The sequence below is a fragment of the Streptomyces sp. NPDC091387 genome (assembly GCF_044756945.1).
Taxonomy (GTDB): domain Bacteria; phylum Actinomycetota; class Actinomycetes; order Streptomycetales; family Streptomycetaceae; genus Streptomyces.
The window spans coordinates 215,195-233,487 of the sequence record NZ_JBIVTZ010000012.1; the positions used below are offsets into that span (position 1 = coordinate 215,195).

An 18,293-nucleotide genomic window follows, 5' to 3' on the forward strand; every position below is an offset into this window, starting at 1 on the left:
CGAATCCGGGGGGCGCATCAGTAACGCATTATCACCACCGCGCGGCCGGGTTTTCCGCGGGCGGGGGGGGCGGTTAGCCTGGTGGTGGGGGGGGCCGTCGGCCCCGCCCTCCACCTGTCTACCGGCCGCCACGGCTCGCGGAAACCGCTGCCGCGCTGAGGTGATCAGGCGATCCTGATGCTCCCACCGGATTCGACAGACCCGGGACTGAAAGCGTCGATCATTCCCACAGGCCCTTCCTGACATGCCGAATCTGCGAAGACTTCCAGGTTCGCGTCCGTCTGGTTGTCGACCTCGGCACCCTCCTCGCCGGCGGCGTAACAGCCGGGGCCGGGGTTCTCGTAAGCCGTTCCGTTGACGAACAACGTGCCGCTCGCGGCGAATGCCGACTGGGGCACGCCAAAGGCGAGCATTCCGGCAGCGGCAAGGCTGCCGAGGGAGATCAGGGTTCGGCGCATGTGGGGGGCTCCTATGTCAGGGGCACTTTCTGTGTGCCCTCACCAACCATGATCACCGCCGGTTTCGCCGGGCGCCCGGAAGGTCATCCCAACGGGTGGGCCCGCGTGCCTTCTTGACGGGCCGGAAAAGAAAGAGCTGGATAACCGGATATGACCGGTCTGTTCACGCCGCGACGGATCGCGTTCCGATAACAACCGGCTCCGCTGTCGGAGCAGTCCCGTAGGGTCCCCGGAAAAGCCTCCTTGAACCTGTTCAAGGAGGCCTCCTGGGGAGGGGGAACCGCGCAGATGCGCAGTGGAGCGAAGGTGGCCGTGATCGGCGGGGTGTTCGCGGTCGTGGTCGGCGGGGTGGGCTACGGGGCGTACAACGTCCTGGACGGGCTCGGGGACAGCGGCGTCGGGGGCGGCACGGACACCAAGGCCACCTCCGCCGAGGTGAAGACCGGCCCGGTCACGAAGCAGGAGATAGCCGAGACGTCGAAGAAGTTCCTCGCGGCGTGGGCGAAGGGCGACGCGGCCGTCGCGTCCCGGCTCACGAACAACGCGGGGGACGCCGAATCCCTTCTGACGCAGTACAGCGAGTCGGCGCACGTGACGAAAGCCGTGATCACCCCCGGCACACCGACCGGCTCGAAGGTCCCCTACACGGTCAGCGCGACCGTCTCGTACAAGGGGAAGACCAAGGCCTGGTCGTACGAGTCCGGCCTGAACGTGGTGCGCGGGCTGACCACCGGCAACGCGCTCGTCGACTGGAAACCCTCCGTCGTCCACCCGGAACTGCGGGCCGACGAGAGCCTGGAGACGGGCGAGGCGTCGACCGCGTCGATCGAGGCGGTCGACCGCGACGGCCAGGTGCTCAGCAAGGAGAAGTACCCCTCGCTGGGCGGCATCCTGGACGAGCTGCGCAAGAAGTACGGCGCGAAGGCCGGCGGCACCGCCGGCATCGAGACCTGGATCAACAGCGCGAACGCGGACGGCGTGGACAGGACACTGCTGACCCTGGCGAAGGGGAAGCCGGGCAGGGTGACGACCACACTGGACGCGAGGGTCCAGGCGGCGGCCGAGCACGCGGTGAAGCAGTTCGAGGAGTCGTCCGTGGTGGCCGTCGAACCGTCGACCGGTGCGATCCGGGCCCTCGCCAACAACCGCGCGGACGGCTTCGACGCCGCGCGGAAGGGCTCGGTGGCCCCCGGCTCGACGATGAAGATCGTGACGGCCGCGATGATCATGCAGAACGGCCTCGGCGGCGCGAACTCACCGGTCGCGTGCCCGTCCCAGGTGACATGGATGGGCGTGCCCTTCCACAACCTGGACAACTTCTCGATGCCGAACCCCACTTTGCAGACCGCCTTCGCCCGGTCCTGCAACACCGCGTTCATCAAGCCCGTGAGCCCACTGGGCGACAAGGCCGACTCGGCGCTCCGCGAGGAGGCCGGGGAGTACTTCGGGATCGGCCAGGAGTGGCGGACCGGCGTGGTGACGGTCGACGGGAGCGTGCCGGCGTCGGAAGGCGCGGAGACGGCGGCGTCGTACATCGGCCAGGGCAAGGTGCAGATGAACCCGCTGAACATGGCGTCGGTCACCGCCACCGCCGTGAGCGGCCGGTTCCGGCAGCCCTACATCGTCCCGCAGAGCCTGGACAACCGGGTCTTCGCCGTCGCGAACCCGCTGCCGAACGGGGTCTCCGCACAGCTGAAGCAGATGCTGCGCTACACCGCGACGGCCCAGGAGGGCACCGCCACCGCCGCCATGGCGGGCGTGGGCGGCGACAAGGGCGGCAAGACGGGTTCGGCGGAGATCGACGGCCACGCCACGTCCGACAGCTGGTTCACCGGCTTCAGCAACGACCTGGCGGCAGCGGCCCTCGTCCAGTCCGGCGGCCACGGCGGGACCGCGGCCGGCCCGGTCGTCGCGGAGGTCCTGCGCGCGGGGCCGTGAACGGTGCGAGCCCGCTCCCACGGGATCCGAAGGCCTCTGCCGCGCGTACGTACAGGGGCCTTCGTCCGTATCCCCGCAGCTGCCCGGAATCCCGCTCGCACACCTCGGACCACGGCCGATAGCGTGCAGGGCATGAGCACTTCCGACACCAACGCGCCGACGGGCCCCGACAGCGCCGCCGCCCACCCACGCTTCGCCGAGGCCCTGCGCGAGCTCGGCCTCGACGTCGAGATCCGCCGCTTCCCGGAAGCCACCCGGACCGCGGCCGAGGCGGCGGCCGCCGTCGGCTGCGAGCTGAGCGAGATCGTCAAGTCGCTGATCTTCGAGGCCGACGGCGTACCGGTACTGGTTCTGATGGACGGCTCCTCACGGGTCGATGTGGAGCTCGTACGGCGGGAGTTGCGCGCGACGAAGGTCCGGCGGCCGGGAGCGGACGTGGTCCGGGAGGCCACCGGTTACGCGATCGGCGGCGTGCCGCCCTTCGGGCACCGCACCAGGACCCGGGTGCTGGCCGACCGCGGACTGCTCGCCCACGAGGTCGTCTGGGCGGCCGCCGGCACCCCGTACACGGTCTTCCCGCTCGACCCGCGGACGCTGATCGAGCACGCGGGCGGCATGCTGGTGGACGTACGGGAGCAGACCGCGTGACACCGCTGGTGGCGACCGCCGTCCTGATCGCCGCGTTCACGCACGCCGGCTGGAACGCCATCGCGCACGCGATCAAGGACCAGCTGATCTCGTTCACCCTGATCTCCGGCGGCGGGCTGCTGATCGGCGCGGCCGCCGCCTTCTTCGTCCCGTTCCCGGCGGCGGAGGCCTGGCCCTACCTGGCCTTCTCCGCCGCCCTGCACGTGGCGTACATGCTGCTGCTGATGCGCTCGTTCACCCTGGGCGACTTCGGCCAGATGTACCCGATCGCCCGCGGCACCGCCCCGCTCGTGGTCACCGTCCTCGCCGCCGTCTTCGTGGGCGAGCGCCCGGACGGCTGGGCCACGGCCGGTGTCGCGGTGGCCTCCGCGGGGCTGGTCGGCCTGGCCCTGTGGGGCATCCGCGGCTCCGGCAAGCGCCCCCACTGGCCCGCGATCCTGGCCGCGCTGGCGACCGGTCTCGCCATCGCCGGCTACACGACGGTCGACGGCGTGGGCGTACGCGCCTCCGGCAGCCCGCTCGGCTACATCGCCTGGCTGATGATCCTGGAGGGCGTGGCGATCCCCCTCTACGCCCTGCACCGCCGCCGCTCCGCCCTGCCCGCCCAGCTCCGCCCGTACGCACTGCGCGGCCTGCTCGGCGCGACCCTGTCGGTCACCGCGTACGGACTCGTCCTGTGGGCCCAGACCCGGGCGGCCCTGGCCCCGGTCGCGGCCCTGCGCGAGTCCTCGATCATCGTCGGCGCGGCCATCGGCACGGTGTTCTTCAAGGAACGCTTCGGCGCCCCGCGGGTGGCGGCGGCCGGGCTGATGGTGGTGGGGATCGGGCTGATGCTGCACACGAGTTGAGCCGCCCGCTGTTCCGGCCGGAGCGCGCTCCCCGGGCATCCACACCCGGGGAGCGCCTGCGTCAGGCTTCAAGGCGACCTGATTGGGCTGCGGTCCGGGGCCTATCAGGGACGGCGGAACGGAGATCACCCAGCAAGTCCTGTGATGCCTGCTTCAAGGGAACCAGCTCGGACGGCGTGGAGAACCTGGGCTGCGGTCAGTCCTGGACCACCCTGGCCAGCAACTGGACGTCGCTCAAGACCGCCTCGCCCTGGCCATGACCTGCGCTCCGATGCAAGAGCGGATCCGGGAGCCCGCCCTCGTCGTAGGTGACGTCGCGCACCTCAGGCGCGCGGCAGTGCGCCCAGAAGCGCCGAGGTGAAGGAGGCCCGCAGAGTGTCACGCAGCTCCAGGCGGAGCACGCCGAGGGCAGGCTCGTCCGCGTAGGCGGCGAGGAGGCTGGGCGGCGGCGGGACGTACGCCGACAGGGCGCCCGCCGAGACCAGGCTCATCAGGCAGAACAGCTGCGCGCCGTCGCCGAGTTCGGGCACGTGGTGGCGCACGAGCTCGACCATGGCCGCGAGCCGCGCGAGGGAAGAACGCTTGTGCCGCTTGACCACCTCGACCGAGACGTTGTGCTCAAGGACGCCGCCCTGGGCGCCGAAGAGGTCGCACAGCGTCAACCGGTCCGCCAGCGAACGGCTGAGGGTCTCGGCCAGCTGGCCGGCCCGCACTTCCGGTGCCGCGTGCGCCTCGATGCCCGCGGCCAGCTCGTCCGCCAGCTCGACGAGCCACCTCTCCAGAAAAACGTCCAGCAGTTCGAGCAGCACCGCCTCGCGCGACTCGAAGTACCGCAGGACGTTCGACTTGGCCAGGCCCACCCGCCGACTGAGCTCATTGAGGCTCACCTCGGCCACGGGCATCTCGTCGAGCATCGCCGCCGCCGTGTCCAGGATCGCCCGTCGGCGGATCTCCCGCTGCTCCTCGCTCCGCGCCCGCTGGAATGTCACGCCTCCAGCCTACCTTAAAGACCGCCGGTTCCTTGACAGGAGACCGACGGTCTCTTAAGTTGACGCCTTAACAGACCGACGGTTTTTTAGGAGTGCGGCATGAGCAGCAACTGGACCGAACAGCACATCCCCGATCAGCACGGCCGGGTGGCGATCGTGACCGGCGCCAACACCGGGCTGGGCTTCGAGACCGCCCGGATACTCGCCGCACACGGGGCGGCGGTGGTCCTGGCGGTCCGCGACGTCGAGAAGGGCAGACAGGCAGCCGCCCGCATCACCGGAGACGTCACCGTCCAGGCCCTCGACCTGACCTCCCTGGACTCGATCCGGTCCGCGGCGGCCGACCTGCGCGCCGCCCACCCGCGCATCGACCTTCTGATCAACAACGCGGGCGTGATGCACACCCCCAAACAGACCACCGCCGACGGCTTCGAGCTGCAGTTCGGCACCAACCACCTCGGCCACTTCGCCCTGACCGGCCTGCTGCTTGACCGGCTCCTGCCCGTCCCCGGCTCCCGCGTCGTCACGGTCAGCAGCAACGGCCACCACATCCGGGCCGCCATCCACTTCGACGACCTGCAGTGGGAGCGCTCGTACAGCCGCATCGGCGCCTACGGCCAGGCCAAACTCGCCAACCTCATGTTCACGTACGAACTGCAGCGCCGGCTCGCACTGCACGGCACCACGGTCGCGGTGGCGGCCCATCCCGGCGTATCCAACACCGACCTCACCCGCAACACACCCGCCGCGGTTCGGGTACCCCTCACCTGGCTTGCGCCGCTGATCACCCAGAAGGTCGAGATGGGCGCCCTCCCCACCCTGCGCGCCGCCACCGATCCGGCCGTCACCGGCGGCCAGTACTACGGTCCCGGCGGCCGGGGGCAGAACCGGGGATATCCGGAACCGGTCACCTCCAGCCCGGACTCCCACGACCAGGCCACCCAGCAGCGCCTGTGGACCGTCTCCGAGGAGCTCACCGGGGTGACGTTTTCAGCGTTGACTCCACAGCGGACGCACGCCTGAGGATTCCTGAGGCCTCAACCGGATTCGAACCGGCGTGGGGCCAGGTCCGCGACCGGTTTGCGGGCCTCCGGCCGCACCCACCACCGCGGTCCGCCGCGGATCAGCCCGGACCGGCGGATCTGCCAGGTGGCCGATCCCTTCGACCACGCCGTCGGGCTCGGCGCCCCCTGGCCCGGTGCCTGGCCCCGAGGTACCCCGAGGTCATGAACTAGCCTGTCCCGCCATGGAATCCGAAAGCTGGCTGGCGGACACCCGGACGTCCTACGACACCGTCGCCGCCGGCTACGCGGACCAGGTGCGCACCCTCCTGGCCGAGACACCCCACGAACGCGCGGCCCTGGCGCTCTTCGCCGAACTGGTGCGAGCCACCGGCGGCGGGCCGGTCGCGGACGTGGGATGCGGGTCGGGGCGGATCACGGCCCATCTGTGCGAACTGGGCGCGGACACAGCCGGCATCGATCTGTCGCCCGCCATGATCGAGGTGGCTCGGCGTGATCACCCGGGCCTGCGGTTCGAGGTCGGTTCCATGACGGACCTCGACCTCGCCGACGCCTCGATGGCCGGGCTGATCGCCTGGTACTCGCTGATCCACGTCCCCGACGACGAGATCGGCACGGTCCTCTCGCACTTCCGGCGAGTACTGCGGCCCGGCGGCCCGCTGCTGCTCGCCTTCCACGTCGGTGACGGGACGCGGTTGAAGACGCGGGGCTACGGCGGACACCCGATGAAGGTCCACGTCCACCTCCGTCAGCCCGACCAGGTGGCCGCCTGGCTCGACGAGGCCGGCTTCGCGGTCGAGGCGCGGACGACTCTCAGCTCGGCCGAGAGCGCGCTCGGGGCCATCCTCTTCGCACGCCGCCGCCCCTGACGGCCGGTAGGGCGGGGACACCAGCTACCGCGTCAGGTGGGACGCACCGGCTCGACCCCAAGGCCGGGACCTTCAGCGGCGCAGCACCGCGCCGGGCGTACGGGTTCGGCGGCCCTCTGTCCGGCGCCGCAGGAAACAAGGTCAGCGGCCTCGCGCTGCTCGGATTCGCCGCGGGCCCGGCCGTCGAGAGCACCTGACGAGCACGCGCCCCCTCAAGTGGCGCGGCCCGGATCGCGTCGCGGGGACAGCGAGCCTTGCACCCGCACACGAACCGTACAGCCGTCAGCACTTCGCCCCGCCGCACAGCGACGGGGCGAAGCACGCGGGCCGGAATGACCAACAGCCGTCAGCGAGGGCCCGGCCCTTCACGGCCCGGCTGCGCTGCCCGGCCCGGCCGTGCTGTCCGACCCACCGACGGGGACCGGAGTCTTCAGTTGACCGGCGTGAGGTACCACTGCCTCGCGTCGTTCATGTTGTCGCAGTGGTAGTCCTTGATCATGCCCTGGGCCTTCATGGCGTTGCCCCAGCCGAGGCACTGCTCGAAGCTGGCCACCTTGATCGGCGTTCCATCAGCTGCCTGAGCGGTCATGGCGGTGCTCCCGGCGATGGCCGCGATTCCAGCCAGCACGACGGCGGCCTTGGCGAGCTTCCTGCGCATGTATCTCTCCTCTGTACTGTCCACCATCCGTCTGAGAGACGAGCGGCTTCGCTTTCCACGGCTCCGGAAGTGGGGGGACCAGAAGCGGCGGGCCCTGTCGCTCGCCGCCCAGCGCTGTTCCCGTACCGGGACCGGCCGAGGCACTGCGTTCAGCGGCCACGCGTCCGCGTCCGCTGCCCCTCCTCGGCTCCCTTGCAGAAAATCACGGCGCCTGTTTGCGATCAATAATTCCCTGAACCCTGTTACACGCCTCTTACAAAGATCAACTTCGTCCCGGCCGACCACTTCGGCGCTCCCGGCAGAGGACCCGGGAGCCGCTCGACGGGATCCCGCCGCCGGCAACAGGTGCATGTTGCAAGCGAGTTGAGCACCCCATGGCCATCCGCGCAGGTCACCCGGCCCCGCCGCCACCAACCCGCCGCGCCCCGCCGACTCCGCCCATGGCGGCCGTCGTTAACCAACTATTGACACGCTCTTGTCAGGAGCGGAACACTCCGAACCGGGAGAGCGCTCTCCCACCCTCATACACCCCCACCCACGCAGCAGGAGGTCTCCATGCCACGGAGGTCGAGAACACTCACCGGACTGCTCTTGTTCACCTCGCTGACCCTGACCACGGCCGGGATCGCCGGGATCGCCGCGACAGCGAACGCGTCCACCGAGGCGCCGGCCGCGGCGGCGGGCACGCACGCCGAGCACGCCGCGTACTCCATGCCGGGGATGCCCGGCATGGCGGCTTCCACCAAGGCCTCGGGCGACGACCCGGACGGGGACGGCTACATCATGGCCGACCCGCCGGTCACCGGCGTCACACCCTCGATGGAGATCCCGCCGTCGGCGTACTTCCACGAGTTCCAGGCCAAGTGCGCCCCGACGCACACCGCTCCGGACGACCCGATCGTCTACCCGGGGCAGCCCGGGAAGTCCCATGACCACACGTTCATGGGCAACACCACGACGAACGCCAACACCACCACGGCCTCGCTGGAGGCGGGCGACACCACCTGCCTGGCCCCCGGTGACAAGTCCGGGTACTGGATGCCGAGCCTGTTCAACGGGGACACGAAGATCCTCCCCGAGGGCGTCCAGACCATCTACTACAAGTCGGGAGTGACCGACTACCGGAGCGTCCGCCCCTTCCCGAGGGGACTGCGCTACGTCGTCGGCAGCCCGATGCAGACCAAGGACGAGTTCAAGAACCTCAAGGGCACCGTCGAGGGCTGGGAGTGCGGCGAGTCGTTCAAGAACTACGACTTCCCGGCCACCTGCCCGACCAGCCGGGACACCTACCTCAACCTGCGCCTCCAGGCGCCGAGTTGCTGGGACGGCATCCACCTGGACACGCCCGACCACAAGAGCCACATGGCCTACCCGGTCGCGGGGGGCGCCAACTACAACTCCTGCCCGGCCGACCACCCCGTCGCGCTGCCGATGATCGAGTTCAAGATGGCCTGGCCGGTCAACGGTGACATGTCGCGGGTGAAACTGGCGAGCGGCGCCGGCTTCTCCTTCCACTACGACTTCATGAACGGGTGGGACGCCGCCACGCTCGACGCGATGGTCACCCACTGCGTCAAGGGCGGGCTCCAGTGCGACCCGCACGGCTACGACGAGAACCACCCCGCGGCGGGCGCGGTCCTCAACGGGGACTACGAACTCCCGTAGCCCGCAAGGCCCCACACCCGTACAGCCCCGCGCAAACGCACACCCGCACACCCGCACAGCCGCACATTCGCACCCCGGGTCACGGGCCTTTTTCGGCCCATCTTGGAGAGCGCTCTCCAAGATCACCCGGGGTCACCCTCCCCCACCTGGCTCCCCACCTGCCTCCCCCCACCCGCAAGGAGAGTGACATGCACCAACCCCCCACCCGAACGGCCAAACGCCTCGTGGCCCCCTTCGCGGCGGCGGCTCTGCTGGCCGGCGCCCTGGTGGCCCTCCAGGCGCCCGCCGCCCAAGCGGCCGGCAGCGTCGTCAAGGTCACCGGTTCGCAGGGTGCCTGGCAGCTGACCGTGGACGGTGCGCCGTATACGGTCAAGGGTCTGACCTGGGGCCCCTCGGTCGCCGACGCCGAGAAGTACATGCCGGACGTGGCGTCCATGGGCGTCAACACCATCCGCACCTGGGGCACCGACGCCACCAGCAAGCCGCTCTTCGACACCGCGGCGGCCAACGGCGTCAAGGTGATCGCCGGCTTCTGGCTCCAGCCGGGCGGCGGCCCCGGGAGCGGTGGCTGCGTGAACTACCTGACGGACACCCAGTACAAGAACGACATGCTCGCCGAGTTCCCCAAGTGGGTCGACACCTACAAGGACAACCCCGGCGTACTGATGTGGAACGTCGGCAACGAGTCCACGCTCGGCCTGCAGAACTGTTACGGCGGTGACGAGCTGGAGGCCCAGCGCAACGCGTACACCACCTTCGTCAACGACGTCGCGAAGAAGATCCACGCCGTCGACCCCAACCACCCGGTCACCTCCACCGACGCCTGGACGGGTGCCTGGCCGTACTACAAGAAGAACGCCCCCGATCTCGACCTGTACGCCGTCAACGCCTACGACGCGGTGTGCGCCATCAAGTCCGACTGGGAGCAGGGCGGTTACGACAAGCCCTACATCGTCACCGAGACGGGCCCGGCCGGTGAGTGGGAGGTCGACGACGACGCGAACGGCGTCCCGGCCGAGCCGACCGATGTCGCCAAGGCCGAGGGCTACACCAAGGCGTGGGGCTGCGTCACCGGTCACACCGGGGTCGCGCTCGGCGCCACGATGTTCCACTACGGCGTCGAGGACGACTTCGGCGGCGTCTGGTTCAACCTGCTGCCGGGCGGCGAGAAGCGGCTCTCGTACTACGCCGTGAAGAAGGCGTACGGCGCCGGCACCTCGGGCGACAACACCCCGCCGGTGATCACGGACATGGCGGTGGACGACGCCACCTCCGGCGTCCCCACCGGCGGTGACGTGCGGATCAGCACCCGGACGTCCGACCCGGACGGCGACGCGATCAGCTACCAGGTGCTGTTCAGCAGCAACTACATCGACCAGAACAAGGCGCTCGTCCCCGCCGGGACCAAGGACAACGGCGACGGCACCCTGACCGCGAAGGCGCCGTCCAGGACCGGCGTCTACAAGGTCTACGTGAAGGCCACGGACGGCAAGGGCAACGAGGGCATCGAGACCAAGTCCGTCAAGGTGATCCCGCCGAAGGTGGACGGGACGAACGTGTCCCTGGGCAGGACCGCCACGGCGTCCTCGTTCCAGACCGACCCGACCGGCGGCTGCCCGTGCGGTGCGGCCAACGCGGTGGACGGGAAGTTCGACACCCGCTGGGCGAGCGACTGGAGCGACCCGCAGTGGCTCCAGGTCGACCTCGGCGCCTCGACGAGCTTCAGGCACGTGCAGCTCGCCTGGGACCCGGCGTACGGCAAGGCGTACGACATCCAGACGTCCGAGGACGGACAGAGCTGGACGACGGTGAAGTCGGTGACGGACGGCAACGGCGACATCGACGACATCGACGTCAACGGCACGGGCCGCTACGTGCGGATCAACGGCACGGCACGCGGCTCCGGCTACGGCTACTCGCTCTACGAGTTCGGCGTCTACAGCTGACAGGAGACCGGCCCTCATGATGATCAATCGCCTGGGGCGGGCACAGCCCTACGCGCTCAGCCTGTTCCGCATCGTCATCGGGTTGCTCTTCACCTGCCACGGGGCCGCCTCGCTGTTCGGCGTCCTCGGCGATGCACCGGTACCGGCGGGCACCTGGCCGAGCTGGTACGCCGCTGTCATCCAGCTGGCCGGGGGCACCCTGGTGCTCCTCGGCCTCGGTACGAGAACGGCCGCTCTGGTGGGCTCCGGCTCCATGGCGTTCGCGTACTTCGACGTGCACCAGCAGCGGGGCCTGCTCCCGATGGAGAACGGCGGCGAGGCCGCGGTCTTCTTCTGCTGGACGCTGCTGCTGATCGTCTTCTCGGGGCCGGGCGCGCCGGCCGCGGACCGGCTGTTCACCTCCCGCGGGGCCACCCGGGAGAACACGGAGGTCCGGCGCAAGCAGCGCCTGCGGGTACCCGCCTGAGGGGACGGGTACCCCGCGCACCGGCCTCCCGGGACCGCCCCCGGGAGGCCGGTGCCACGTGCGTCACGCCCCGGCACCCTCTCCCGCCCCCGCGTACTCCGCGCCCTCGGGCCGCGCCTGCTTCGGCAGCAGGAGGGTGATGGCCAGGAAGGCCACCAGCAGACAGGCCTGGGCGATCAGCGCGTGGCGGTAGCCGGTGGTGAACTCACCGGCTCCGGCCCGGTCGAAGAACACCGAGCCGAAGACGGCCACCCCGATCGAGCCGCCGATCGACTGCACCGCCGTGAGCACCCCGGAGGCGGAGCCGATCTCGCTGTCGTCCACGGCCGCGAGGATGAAGCTGAACAGAGCGGCGATCACCATGCCCGCCCCGATACCGGAGACGGCCACGCCCGGCGCGATGTCCCACACCGAGAACGAGCCGGTGGCGCCGAGCTCGTACCAGAGCAGTCCGGCGCCCGCGAGCTGCACGAGCGGGCCGATCTGCAGGACCGCCCGGCCGATCCGCTCGGCGAGGAACGCGCCGCTGACCGCGCCGCCGATCGCGGTCCCCACGGCGAGCGGCAGGTTGCCGAGACCGGCCTCACCGGCGGTGAAGTGCTGCCCGATCTGGAGGTAGAGGGTCAGTACGAGCTGGCTGCCGACCAGTCCGCCGAAGAACAGCGCGATCCCGCCGAGCCCCACGGTGAACGCGGGCTTGCGCAGCAGCGCGGGTGTCACCAGCGGCTGCCGCCCCCGGGCGGCCGTGCGCCGCTGCTGGAACGCGAAGGCGGCGAAGCCGACGGCGGACGCGGCCATGCACAGCCAGGTCCACAGCGGCCAGCCGGCGTCCTGGCCCTGGTTCAGCGGCAGGACCAGCAACGCACAGGACAGCGCCACCAGGGCCGCTCCCACGCCGTCGACGACCACCGTGCGGTCGCCCGGCTTCTTCGGTACGGCCTTCGCGGCGACGATCAGGGCCACGATGCCGATGGGCAGGTTGACCAGGAAGACCAGCCGCCAGCCCAGGCCCAGGAAGTCGCCCTGGATCAGCCCGCCGCCCAGGACCGGGCCGACGATGCCGCCGAGGCCCAGGACGGGGCCGAAGATGCCGAAGACCTTGGTGAGTTCGGCGCCGGAGAAGTTCTCCCGCAGCAGTCCGAGGCCCTGCGGCAGGAGCATCGCGCCCGCGGTGCCCTGGAGCAGCCGGAAGACGATCAGCGACTCGATGGTGGGTGCGCACGCGCAGAGCAGCGACGTGAGCGTGAAGGCGGCCAGGCCCAGCAGGAACATCGGGCGCCGCCCGTACCGGTCGCCGAGCCTGCCGCCGAGGATCAGGCCCGCACCCAGGGTGAGCGCGTAGCCGCCGATCACCCACTGGAGGCCGACGGGTCCGGCCCCGAGCGACTTCTCCAGCTCCGGTCCGGCCACGTTGACGATGGACGCGTCCAGCAGGTCCATGATCTCCGCGACGAGCATCACCGCCAGGATCAGCCAGCGCCACCGGTAGGGGGTTTCCCCGGCCGGACGCGGGCTCTGGTCGGCGCCCGGTGCGGCGATCGGCTCCGTCGCGCTCATTTTACCTCAGATCATTGATTACCAATATTCTTAGCAATATCGAGAGTATCCTGAGCCGCATGGATGTCAAACCGCCCGCCACCGACTCCGCCGCGGCCGCACCGGCGCCCGCGGGCTCCGCGACGACCGGTGGTGCCATCCGCGAGCAGCTACGGAACCTGACGCTCCGGCAGCAGCGGTTCGAGCGCTACCTGGGGCGGCGGTTGCGGGTGGACGCGGCGGGTCTCGCCGTGATGGACCACCTCGTCAACGTCGGGCCGACGACGCCCACCGATCTCGCGCGCAGGCTGGACTCCTCGACGGCGGCGACGACCCTGGTGATCGACCGGCTCGTCGCGGGCGGCCACGCCACCCGCGAGCCGCACCCCACCGACCGCCGCAAGGTGATCGTCACCCCGGCCGAGCACTGGGGCGCGACGGCGTACGAGCACGTGGCACCGGTCATCGAGGGCGTCACCGAGGCCGCGGCGGAGCTCTCGCCGGACGAACAGGCCGTGGTGGCGGCCTTCCTGGAACGGATCGTGGGCGTGTACGACGAGGCGACCGACCGCTGAGCCGGGCCGCTCCAGGGTTCCGAATCGACGGCTCAGTCCTTCGCGACGGCCTGCCGGAAGCCCGAGTTCACCGCGGTCAGCCCGCCGTCCACGCACAGCGTCGTCCCGGTGACCCAGGCCGCGTCGCGGGAGGCGAGGAAGGCGACGGCCGCCGCGATGTCCTCCGGCTCGCCGACCCGGCCGAGCGGGTAGAGGCCGCTGATGCGGGAGAGTTCGGCCTCGCGGCCGGCCCAGGCGTCGGTGCGGATCGTGCCGGGGGTGACCAGGTTGACCCGCACCCCGCGCGGTCCGGCGTGGCCCGCGAGCGTACGGGTGAGGCTGCCCAGGCCCGCCTTGGCGGCGCTGTAGGCGTGGTTGCCGAAGTCCTGCACGCCGTTGACCGATCCGATGCTGACGATCGCGCCCCGGCCGGACGCCGCGAGGTGGGGCAGCGCGGCACGCGCGCACCGGTAGGCGCCGCTGAGGGTGACGTCGAGGTCGCGCTCCCAGACCTCGTCCGGCTCGTCCTCGAAGAGCGCCGTGTCCGGGGTGCACGCGTAGGCGTTGTTCACCAGTACGTCGAGCGCGCCGAACACCGCGACGGCGTGGGCCACCGCCGCCTCGACCGCCGCCCGGTCGGTCACGTCGCAGCCCAGCGCCTCGGCCACGCCACCGGCCGCCACGATCCGCGCCGCCACCCGCGCGGCCCGGTCCGGGTCCAGGTCGGTGACCAGGACCCGGGCGCCCTCGGCCGCCAGCCGGCGGGCCGTGGCGGCGCCGATGCCCTGCCCCGCACCGGTGATGAGGACGCCGTATCCGTCGAATCGCGCGAGCTCAGCAGTAGTCATAGCGCCGACCGTACTGCGCGGACCAGTGCCTGGGCACGGGGGTCGGCGGTGACTCCTTTCTGCAGACCGTTCGTCACATAGCCGAAGGCGATGCCCGATTCGGGGTCGGCGAAGCCGAGCGAACCGCCGCGGCCCGGGTGTCCGAAGGAGCCCGGGGAGAGCAGCGGGGCGGCCGGCCCGTGCAGCATGTAGCCCAGCCCGAAACGGGTGTTGACGACCAGCACCCGGTCGGGGCCCGCGGACTCCTCGGTGCGGGCCAGCGTCAGCGTGGCGGGGGCGAACAGCCGGTGGCCGTCGACCGCTCCGATCATCGCGGCGTAGCAGCGGGCCAGGCCCCGCGCGGTGGCGGTGCCGTTGGACGCGGGGAGTTCGGCGGCCCGGTAGCCGGGGTCGTTCTCGTCGGGGAACGGGTCGATCGCGCCGAACGCCCGGCGGGTCAGCGAGTCCGGGTCGCGGTAGGCGTCGACCACCGAGCGCTTGGGGCGCATCCGCAGCGCGCCCGTGCCGTCGCCCGCGGGTGCCTCGACCGGGCCGATCCGGCCCACCCGGTGCGCCTCGTCCGCCGGGATGCCGAACCAGAAGTCCAGGCCGAGCGGGCGGGCGATCTCCTCGGCGACCCAGCGGCCGACGGTGCGTCCGGTGACGCGGCGCACCAGTTCGCCGACGAGCCAGCTGTAGGTCTGCGCGTGGTAGCCGTGCTCGGTGCCGGGCTCCCACTGGGGGCGCTGGGCGGCGACGGCCCGCGGCCCGCTCACCCCGTCGGCCGCCTCCTGGGGGGTCAGTGTCCGGTCCAGGGCCGGGACCCCGGCCCGGTGGGCGAGGAGGTGGCGCACGAGTACGCGCTCCTTGCCGTTGGCCTTGAACTCCGGCCAGTAGGTGCCGACCGGTGCGTGCAGATCGATCTGGCCGCGCTGGTGCAGCAGCAGCGGTACGGCGGCGGCGATGCCCTTGCCGGCCGAGCGGACGACCTGCACGGTGTCGACGGCCCACGGTTCGACGCCGTCGACGTCCCTGGTCCCGGCCCACAGGTCGACGACCTTGCGCCCGTGCCGGTAGACGGTGACCGCTGCCCCGCGGTCGCCGCGCTGCTCGAAGTTACGGATGAAGGCATCCCGGACCGGTTCGAATCCGGGTGCCGCCGTGCCCCGTACGTCCACGCCTGTTCCCGCGCTCCCGCTCATCCCCCCATGGTGCATTGCGCCGCAGGTGGGACGTGGGGCGGGTTACCTCATGTTCACCTTGACGGAGCTCGGGTCGAACCCGAAGGGGAGCTCCAGGCGGTGGGCGCGCATCAGTTGCTCGTCGCAGAGGAGGTCCTGGGTGCGGTCGTCGGCGACGATGACCCCGTCGCTGAGGATGACCGCGCGGCCGCACAGCTCCAGTGCGTACGGCAGGTCGTGCGTGACCATCAGCACGGTGACGTCCAAGGACCGCAGGATGTCGGCGAGTTCGCGGCGGGAGGCCGGGTCCAGGTTGGAGGAGGGCTCGTCCAGGACGAGGATCTCCGGCCGCATCGCGAGGACGGTGGCGACGGCGACGCGGCGGCGCTGGCCGAACGAGAGGTGGTGCGGCGGCCGGTTGAGGTACTCCTCCATGCCGACCTGCTTCAGCGCGTCGGTGACCCGCTCCTCCAGTTCGGCGCCGCGCAGTCCGCTCGACGCGGGTCCGAAGGCGACGTCCTCGCGGACGGTGGGCATGAAGAGCTGGTCGTCGGGGTCCTGGAAGACGATGCCGACGCGGCGGCGGATCTCGGCGAGGTTGCGCTTCTCGACCGGGAGCCCGGCGACCCGGACGGTGCCGGCGCCCGCGTCGAGGATGCCGTTGAGGTGCAGGACGAGGGTGGTCTTGCCCGCCCCGTTCGGGCCGAGCAGGGCGACGCGCTCACCGCGTGCGACGGTCAGGTCGACGCCGAAGAGCGCCTGGTGGCCGTCGGGGTAGGCGTAGGCGAGGCCGCTGACTTCGAGGGACGGCGGTGTGGACGGTACGGGGGCGACGGCGGACTGGCTCATATGGTCCATCCCAGCAGACACACGGCGAGGGCGAGCAGGGGGAGTGCCGAGGCGTACGCCCACTGGGTGCGCGAGGCGGTCACCTCGTCGATGACCGGCATGGTGCCGGTGTAGCCGCGGCTGACCATGGCGAGGTGGACGCGTTCGCCGCGCTCGTATGACCTGATGAAGAGCGCGCCGGCCGATTTCGCCAGCACGCCCCACTGCCGTATCCCGCGCGCCTCGAAGCCGCGCGAGCGGCGGGCGATGGACATCCGGCGCATCTCGTCGCTGATCACATCGCCGTACCGGATCATGAAGGAGGCGATCTGGACGAGCAGCGGCGGCAGTTTCAGCCGCTGGAGGCCCAGGAGCAGGGAGCGCAGTTCGGTGGTGGAGGCGAGGAGCACGGAGGCGGCGACGCCGAGGGTGCCCTTGGCCAGGACGTTCCAGGCGCCCCAGAGGCCGGGGACGCTGACGGACAGGCCGAGGACGTGGGTCTGTTCGCCGGGCACCACGAACGGCATGAGCAGCGCGAACGCGACGAACGGCACCTCGATCAGCAGCCGTTTGAGGAGGAAGCCGGCCGGGACGCGGGCGAGTGCGGCGGCGCCGGCGATCAGCAGCGCGTACAGCCCGAAGGCCCACACCGCCTCGCGCGGGGTGGAGACGACGACCACCACGAAGCAGAAGACGGCGGCGAGTTTGCAGTGCGGCGGCAGGTCGTGGACGGGCGAGTGCCCGTGCCGGTAGAGCTTGTGGGCGTGCCCCGCGCCCATCAGACCTTCTCGCCGGTACGGGTGTTGCCGCCCGCGGGCTCGTCCTTCGTACGGCGGCGGCGGGTGACGACGTAGAAGGCGCCGCTGCCGACGACGAGGGTGGCGCCGACGCCGATCACTCCGGCCAGTCCGCCGGAGATCCGGGCGTCGGAGATGTCCTTGACGCCGTAGTCGGCGAGCGGGGAGTCCTTGGAGGCGTGCTCCTCGGTCTTCTTGTCGATGCCCTGGTCGGTGGCGACCTTCTCCAGGCCGTCGGGGTTGGCGGAGGCGTAGTAGGAGACGAAGCCGGCGAGCACCAGCGCGGTGACGAGGCCGGTGGCCCACAGGCCCCGGTTGGAGCGGGCGGCCGGGGCCGGGGCGGCGGACTCGCGGGCGGGCGCGTCGACGAGTTCGCCGTCGATCCGGAGCTTGAGCGGGGCGGTGAGCCCGCGGGCGCCGTGGACGAGGTCGGGGCGTACGGCGATGACGGCGCCGACGGTCAGCGCGGTGATCACGGCCTCGCCGATGCCGATCAGGACGTGGACCCCGACCATCGCGGTGACGACCTTGCCGATCGGGATGTCGGTGGTACCGCCGATCCAGTACATCAGCGTGAAGGCGAAGGCCGCGGCCGGTACGGAGACGAGTGCGGCGACGAAGGCGGCGGCGGTCATGGAGCGGCGGGTGCGCGGCAGCAGGCCGACCAGTCCGCGGAAGAGGGCGTACGCGACGACGGTGGTCACGATGCCCATGTCGAGGATGTTCACGCCGAGCGCGGTCAGCCCGCCGTCGGCGAACAGGATGCCCTGCATCAGCAGGACGACGGACACGCAGAGGATGCCGGTGTACGGGCCGACCAGGATCGCGGCCAGCGCCCCGCCCAGCAGATGGCCGCTGGTGCCGGCGGCGACCGGGAAGTTCAGCATCTGCACGGCGAAGATGAAGGCGGCGACCAGCCCGGCCAGCGGCGCGGTCTTCTCGTCCAGTTCCCTGCGGGCGCCCTTCAGGCTGACGGCCACGGCGCCGGCGGCCACGACTCCGGCGACGGCGGAGACGGGCGCGTTGATGAATCCGTCGGGTACATGCATGGGGGAGGCTCCGC

General features: G+C 71.1%; 18 protein-coding genes. 9 read left to right on the top strand and 9 right to left on the bottom strand.

What is annotated here, in order from left to right:
• Nucleotides 1-164: 164 nt before the first annotated feature.
• Entirely contained in the window at nucleotides 165-458 is a 294-nt protein-coding gene (locus ACIQM0_RS25545) for a hypothetical protein (RefSeq protein ID WP_401290632.1), read from the bottom strand.
• 288 nt (nucleotides 459-746) lie between these two features.
• On the opposite strand from ACIQM0_RS25545, the gene ACIQM0_RS25550 reads away from it, so the two are divergent.
• From ACIQM0_RS25550 to ACIQM0_RS25560, 3 genes are all read left to right on the top strand, one after another.
• Nucleotides 747-2,396 carry a penicillin-binding transpeptidase domain-containing protein gene (locus ACIQM0_RS25550; protein ID WP_401290844.1) on the top strand — a complete coding sequence of 550 codons (1,650 nt, stop codon included), beginning with the start codon at nucleotides 747-749 and terminating at the stop codon, nucleotides 2,394-2,396.
• A 132-nt stretch (nucleotides 2,397-2,528) separates the two neighbouring features.
• Nucleotides 2,529-3,044 (top strand): YbaK/EbsC family protein, encoded by a 516-nt coding sequence (locus tag ACIQM0_RS25555; protein ID WP_401290634.1) that lies wholly within the window; start codon nucleotides 2,529-2,531, stop codon nucleotides 3,042-3,044.
• Nucleotides 3,041-3,892: an EamA family transporter gene (locus ACIQM0_RS25560; protein WP_401290636.1), complete on the top strand. Its 852-nt coding sequence runs from the start codon at nucleotides 3,041-3,043 to the stop codon at nucleotides 3,890-3,892. The genes ACIQM0_RS25555 and ACIQM0_RS25560 overlap by 4 nt, the downstream gene beginning before the upstream one ends.
• A 323-nt stretch (nucleotides 3,893-4,215) precedes the next feature.
• Here the strand turns inward: ACIQM0_RS25560 and ACIQM0_RS25565 are convergent, their stop codons facing one another.
• Nucleotides 4,216-4,881 (bottom strand): TetR/AcrR family transcriptional regulator, encoded by a 666-nt coding sequence (locus tag ACIQM0_RS25565; protein ID WP_401290639.1) that lies wholly within the window; start codon nucleotides 4,879-4,881, stop codon nucleotides 4,216-4,218.
• A 99-nt stretch (nucleotides 4,882-4,980) separates the two neighbouring features.
• Here ACIQM0_RS25565 and ACIQM0_RS25570 point away from each other — a divergent pair, with 99 nt between their 5' ends.
• Nucleotides 4,981-5,904: an SDR family NAD(P)-dependent oxidoreductase gene (locus ACIQM0_RS25570; protein ID WP_401290641.1), complete on the top strand. Its 924-nt coding sequence runs from the start codon at nucleotides 4,981-4,983 to the stop codon at nucleotides 5,902-5,904.
• Nucleotides 5,905-6,127: 223 nt separating this feature from the next.
• Entirely contained in the window at nucleotides 6,128-6,772 is a 645-nt protein-coding gene (locus tag ACIQM0_RS25575) for a class I SAM-dependent DNA methyltransferase (protein WP_385347601.1), read from the top strand.
• 430 nt (nucleotides 6,773-7,202) lie between these two features.
• Here ACIQM0_RS25575 and ACIQM0_RS25580 read toward each other — a convergent pair whose 3' ends face one another.
• Nucleotides 7,203-7,430: a hypothetical protein gene (locus ACIQM0_RS25580; RefSeq protein ID WP_401290644.1), complete on the bottom strand. Its 228-nt coding sequence runs from the start codon at nucleotides 7,428-7,430 to the stop codon at nucleotides 7,203-7,205.
• 555 nt (nucleotides 7,431-7,985) lie between these two features.
• On the opposite strand from ACIQM0_RS25580, the gene ACIQM0_RS25585 reads away from it, so the two are divergent.
• The 3 genes from ACIQM0_RS25585 to ACIQM0_RS25595 all read left to right on the top strand — a co-directional run bounded on the left by ACIQM0_RS25585 (nucleotide 7,986) and on the right by ACIQM0_RS25595 (nucleotide 11,507).
• Complete coding sequence (locus ACIQM0_RS25585) at nucleotides 7,986-9,095, top strand: DUF1996 domain-containing protein (RefSeq protein WP_401290647.1); 1,110 nt, start codon at nucleotides 7,986-7,988, stop codon at nucleotides 9,093-9,095.
• Between the two features lie 188 nt (nucleotides 9,096-9,283).
• Nucleotides 9,284-11,041 carry a discoidin domain-containing protein gene (locus ACIQM0_RS25590; RefSeq protein ID WP_401290649.1) on the top strand — a complete coding sequence of 586 codons (1,758 nt, stop codon included), beginning with the start codon at nucleotides 9,284-9,286 and terminating at the stop codon, nucleotides 11,039-11,041.
• Between the two features lie 19 nt (nucleotides 11,042-11,060).
• Entirely contained in the window at nucleotides 11,061-11,507 is a 447-nt protein-coding gene (locus ACIQM0_RS25595) for a DoxX family protein (protein WP_401290847.1), read from the top strand.
• Between the two features lie 63 nt (nucleotides 11,508-11,570).
• Here the strand turns inward: ACIQM0_RS25595 and ACIQM0_RS25600 are convergent, their stop codons facing one another.
• Nucleotides 11,571-13,064, bottom strand: coding sequence for an MFS transporter (locus ACIQM0_RS25600; protein WP_401290652.1), 1,494 nt, complete (start codon nucleotides 13,062-13,064; stop codon nucleotides 11,571-11,573).
• A gap of 59 nt (nucleotides 13,065-13,123) precedes the next feature.
• On the opposite strand from ACIQM0_RS25600, the gene ACIQM0_RS25605 reads away from it, so the two are divergent.
• Entirely contained in the window at nucleotides 13,124-13,618 is a 495-nt protein-coding gene (locus ACIQM0_RS25605) for a MarR family winged helix-turn-helix transcriptional regulator (RefSeq protein WP_401290655.1), read from the top strand.
• 32 nt (nucleotides 13,619-13,650) lie between these two features.
• On the opposite strand, the gene ACIQM0_RS25610 is transcribed toward ACIQM0_RS25605, so the two are convergent.
• The 5 genes from ACIQM0_RS25610 to ACIQM0_RS25630 all read right to left on the bottom strand — a co-directional run bounded on the left by ACIQM0_RS25610 (nucleotide 13,651) and on the right by ACIQM0_RS25630 (nucleotide 18,279).
• Nucleotides 13,651-14,445, bottom strand: a complete 795-nt coding sequence (locus ACIQM0_RS25610) for an SDR family NAD(P)-dependent oxidoreductase (protein ID WP_401290657.1) — start codon at nucleotides 14,443-14,445, stop codon at nucleotides 13,651-13,653.
• Nucleotides 14,442-15,602 (bottom strand): serine hydrolase domain-containing protein, encoded by a 1,161-nt coding sequence (locus ACIQM0_RS25615; protein WP_401290849.1) that lies wholly within the window; start codon nucleotides 15,600-15,602, stop codon nucleotides 14,442-14,444. The genes ACIQM0_RS25610 and ACIQM0_RS25615 overlap by 4 nt, the downstream gene beginning before the upstream one ends.
• A gap of 66 nt (nucleotides 15,603-15,668) precedes the next feature.
• A complete protein-coding gene (locus ACIQM0_RS25620) occupies nucleotides 15,669-16,454 on the bottom strand; it encodes an energy-coupling factor ABC transporter ATP-binding protein (protein ID WP_401290660.1) in 786 nt (261 codons plus the stop codon).
• Complete coding sequence (cbiQ, locus tag ACIQM0_RS25625; protein WP_401290663.1) at nucleotides 16,451-17,212, bottom strand: cobalt ECF transporter T component CbiQ; 762 nt, start codon at nucleotides 17,210-17,212, stop codon at nucleotides 16,451-16,453. The genes ACIQM0_RS25620 and cbiQ overlap by 4 nt, the downstream gene beginning before the upstream one ends.
• Nucleotides 17,212-18,279, bottom strand: a complete 1,068-nt coding sequence (locus ACIQM0_RS25630) for an energy-coupling factor ABC transporter permease (protein WP_401290666.1) — start codon at nucleotides 18,277-18,279, stop codon at nucleotides 17,212-17,214. The genes cbiQ and ACIQM0_RS25630 overlap by 1 nt, the downstream gene beginning before the upstream one ends.
• Nucleotides 18,280-18,293 lie beyond the last annotated feature (14 nt).

Coding starts and splice junctions, on each gene's coding strand:
- ACIQM0_RS25550 (WP_401290844.1), top strand. CDS start 747: ATGCGCAGTGGAGCGAAGGTGGCCGTGATCGGCGGGGTGTTCGCGGTC.
- ACIQM0_RS25600 (WP_401290652.1), bottom strand. CDS start 13,064: ATGAGCGCGACGGAGCCGATCGCCGCACCGGGCGCCGACCAGAGCCCG.
- ACIQM0_RS25545 (WP_401290632.1), bottom strand. CDS start 458: ATGCGCCGAACCCTGATCTCCCTCGGCAGCCTTGCCGCTGCCGGAATG.
- ACIQM0_RS25580 (WP_401290644.1), bottom strand. CDS start 7,430: ATGCGCAGGAAGCTCGCCAAGGCCGCCGTCGTGCTGGCTGGAATCGCG.
- cbiQ (WP_401290663.1), bottom strand. CDS start 17,212: ATGGGCGCGGGGCACGCCCACAAGCTCTACCGGCACGGGCACTCGCCC.
- ACIQM0_RS25595 (WP_401290847.1), top strand. CDS start 11,061: ATGATCAATCGCCTGGGGCGGGCACAGCCCTACGCGCTCAGCCTGTTC.
- ACIQM0_RS25590 (WP_401290649.1), top strand. CDS start 9,284: ATGCACCAACCCCCCACCCGAACGGCCAAACGCCTCGTGGCCCCCTTC.
- ACIQM0_RS25575 (WP_385347601.1), top strand. CDS start 6,128: ATGGAATCCGAAAGCTGGCTGGCGGACACCCGGACGTCCTACGACACC.
- ACIQM0_RS25610 (WP_401290657.1), bottom strand. CDS start 14,445: ATGACTACTGCTGAGCTCGCGCGATTCGACGGATACGGCGTCCTCATC.
- ACIQM0_RS25620 (WP_401290660.1), bottom strand. CDS start 16,454: ATGAGCCAGTCCGCCGTCGCCCCCGTACCGTCCACACCGCCGTCCCTC.
- ACIQM0_RS25630 (WP_401290666.1), bottom strand. CDS start 18,279: ATGCATGTACCCGACGGATTCATCAACGCGCCCGTCTCCGCCGTCGCC.
- ACIQM0_RS25585 (WP_401290647.1), top strand. CDS start 7,986: ATGCCACGGAGGTCGAGAACACTCACCGGACTGCTCTTGTTCACCTCG.
- ACIQM0_RS25570 (WP_401290641.1), top strand. CDS start 4,981: ATGAGCAGCAACTGGACCGAACAGCACATCCCCGATCAGCACGGCCGG.
- ACIQM0_RS25605 (WP_401290655.1), top strand. CDS start 13,124: ATGGATGTCAAACCGCCCGCCACCGACTCCGCCGCGGCCGCACCGGCG.
- ACIQM0_RS25555 (WP_401290634.1), top strand. CDS start 2,529: ATGAGCACTTCCGACACCAACGCGCCGACGGGCCCCGACAGCGCCGCC.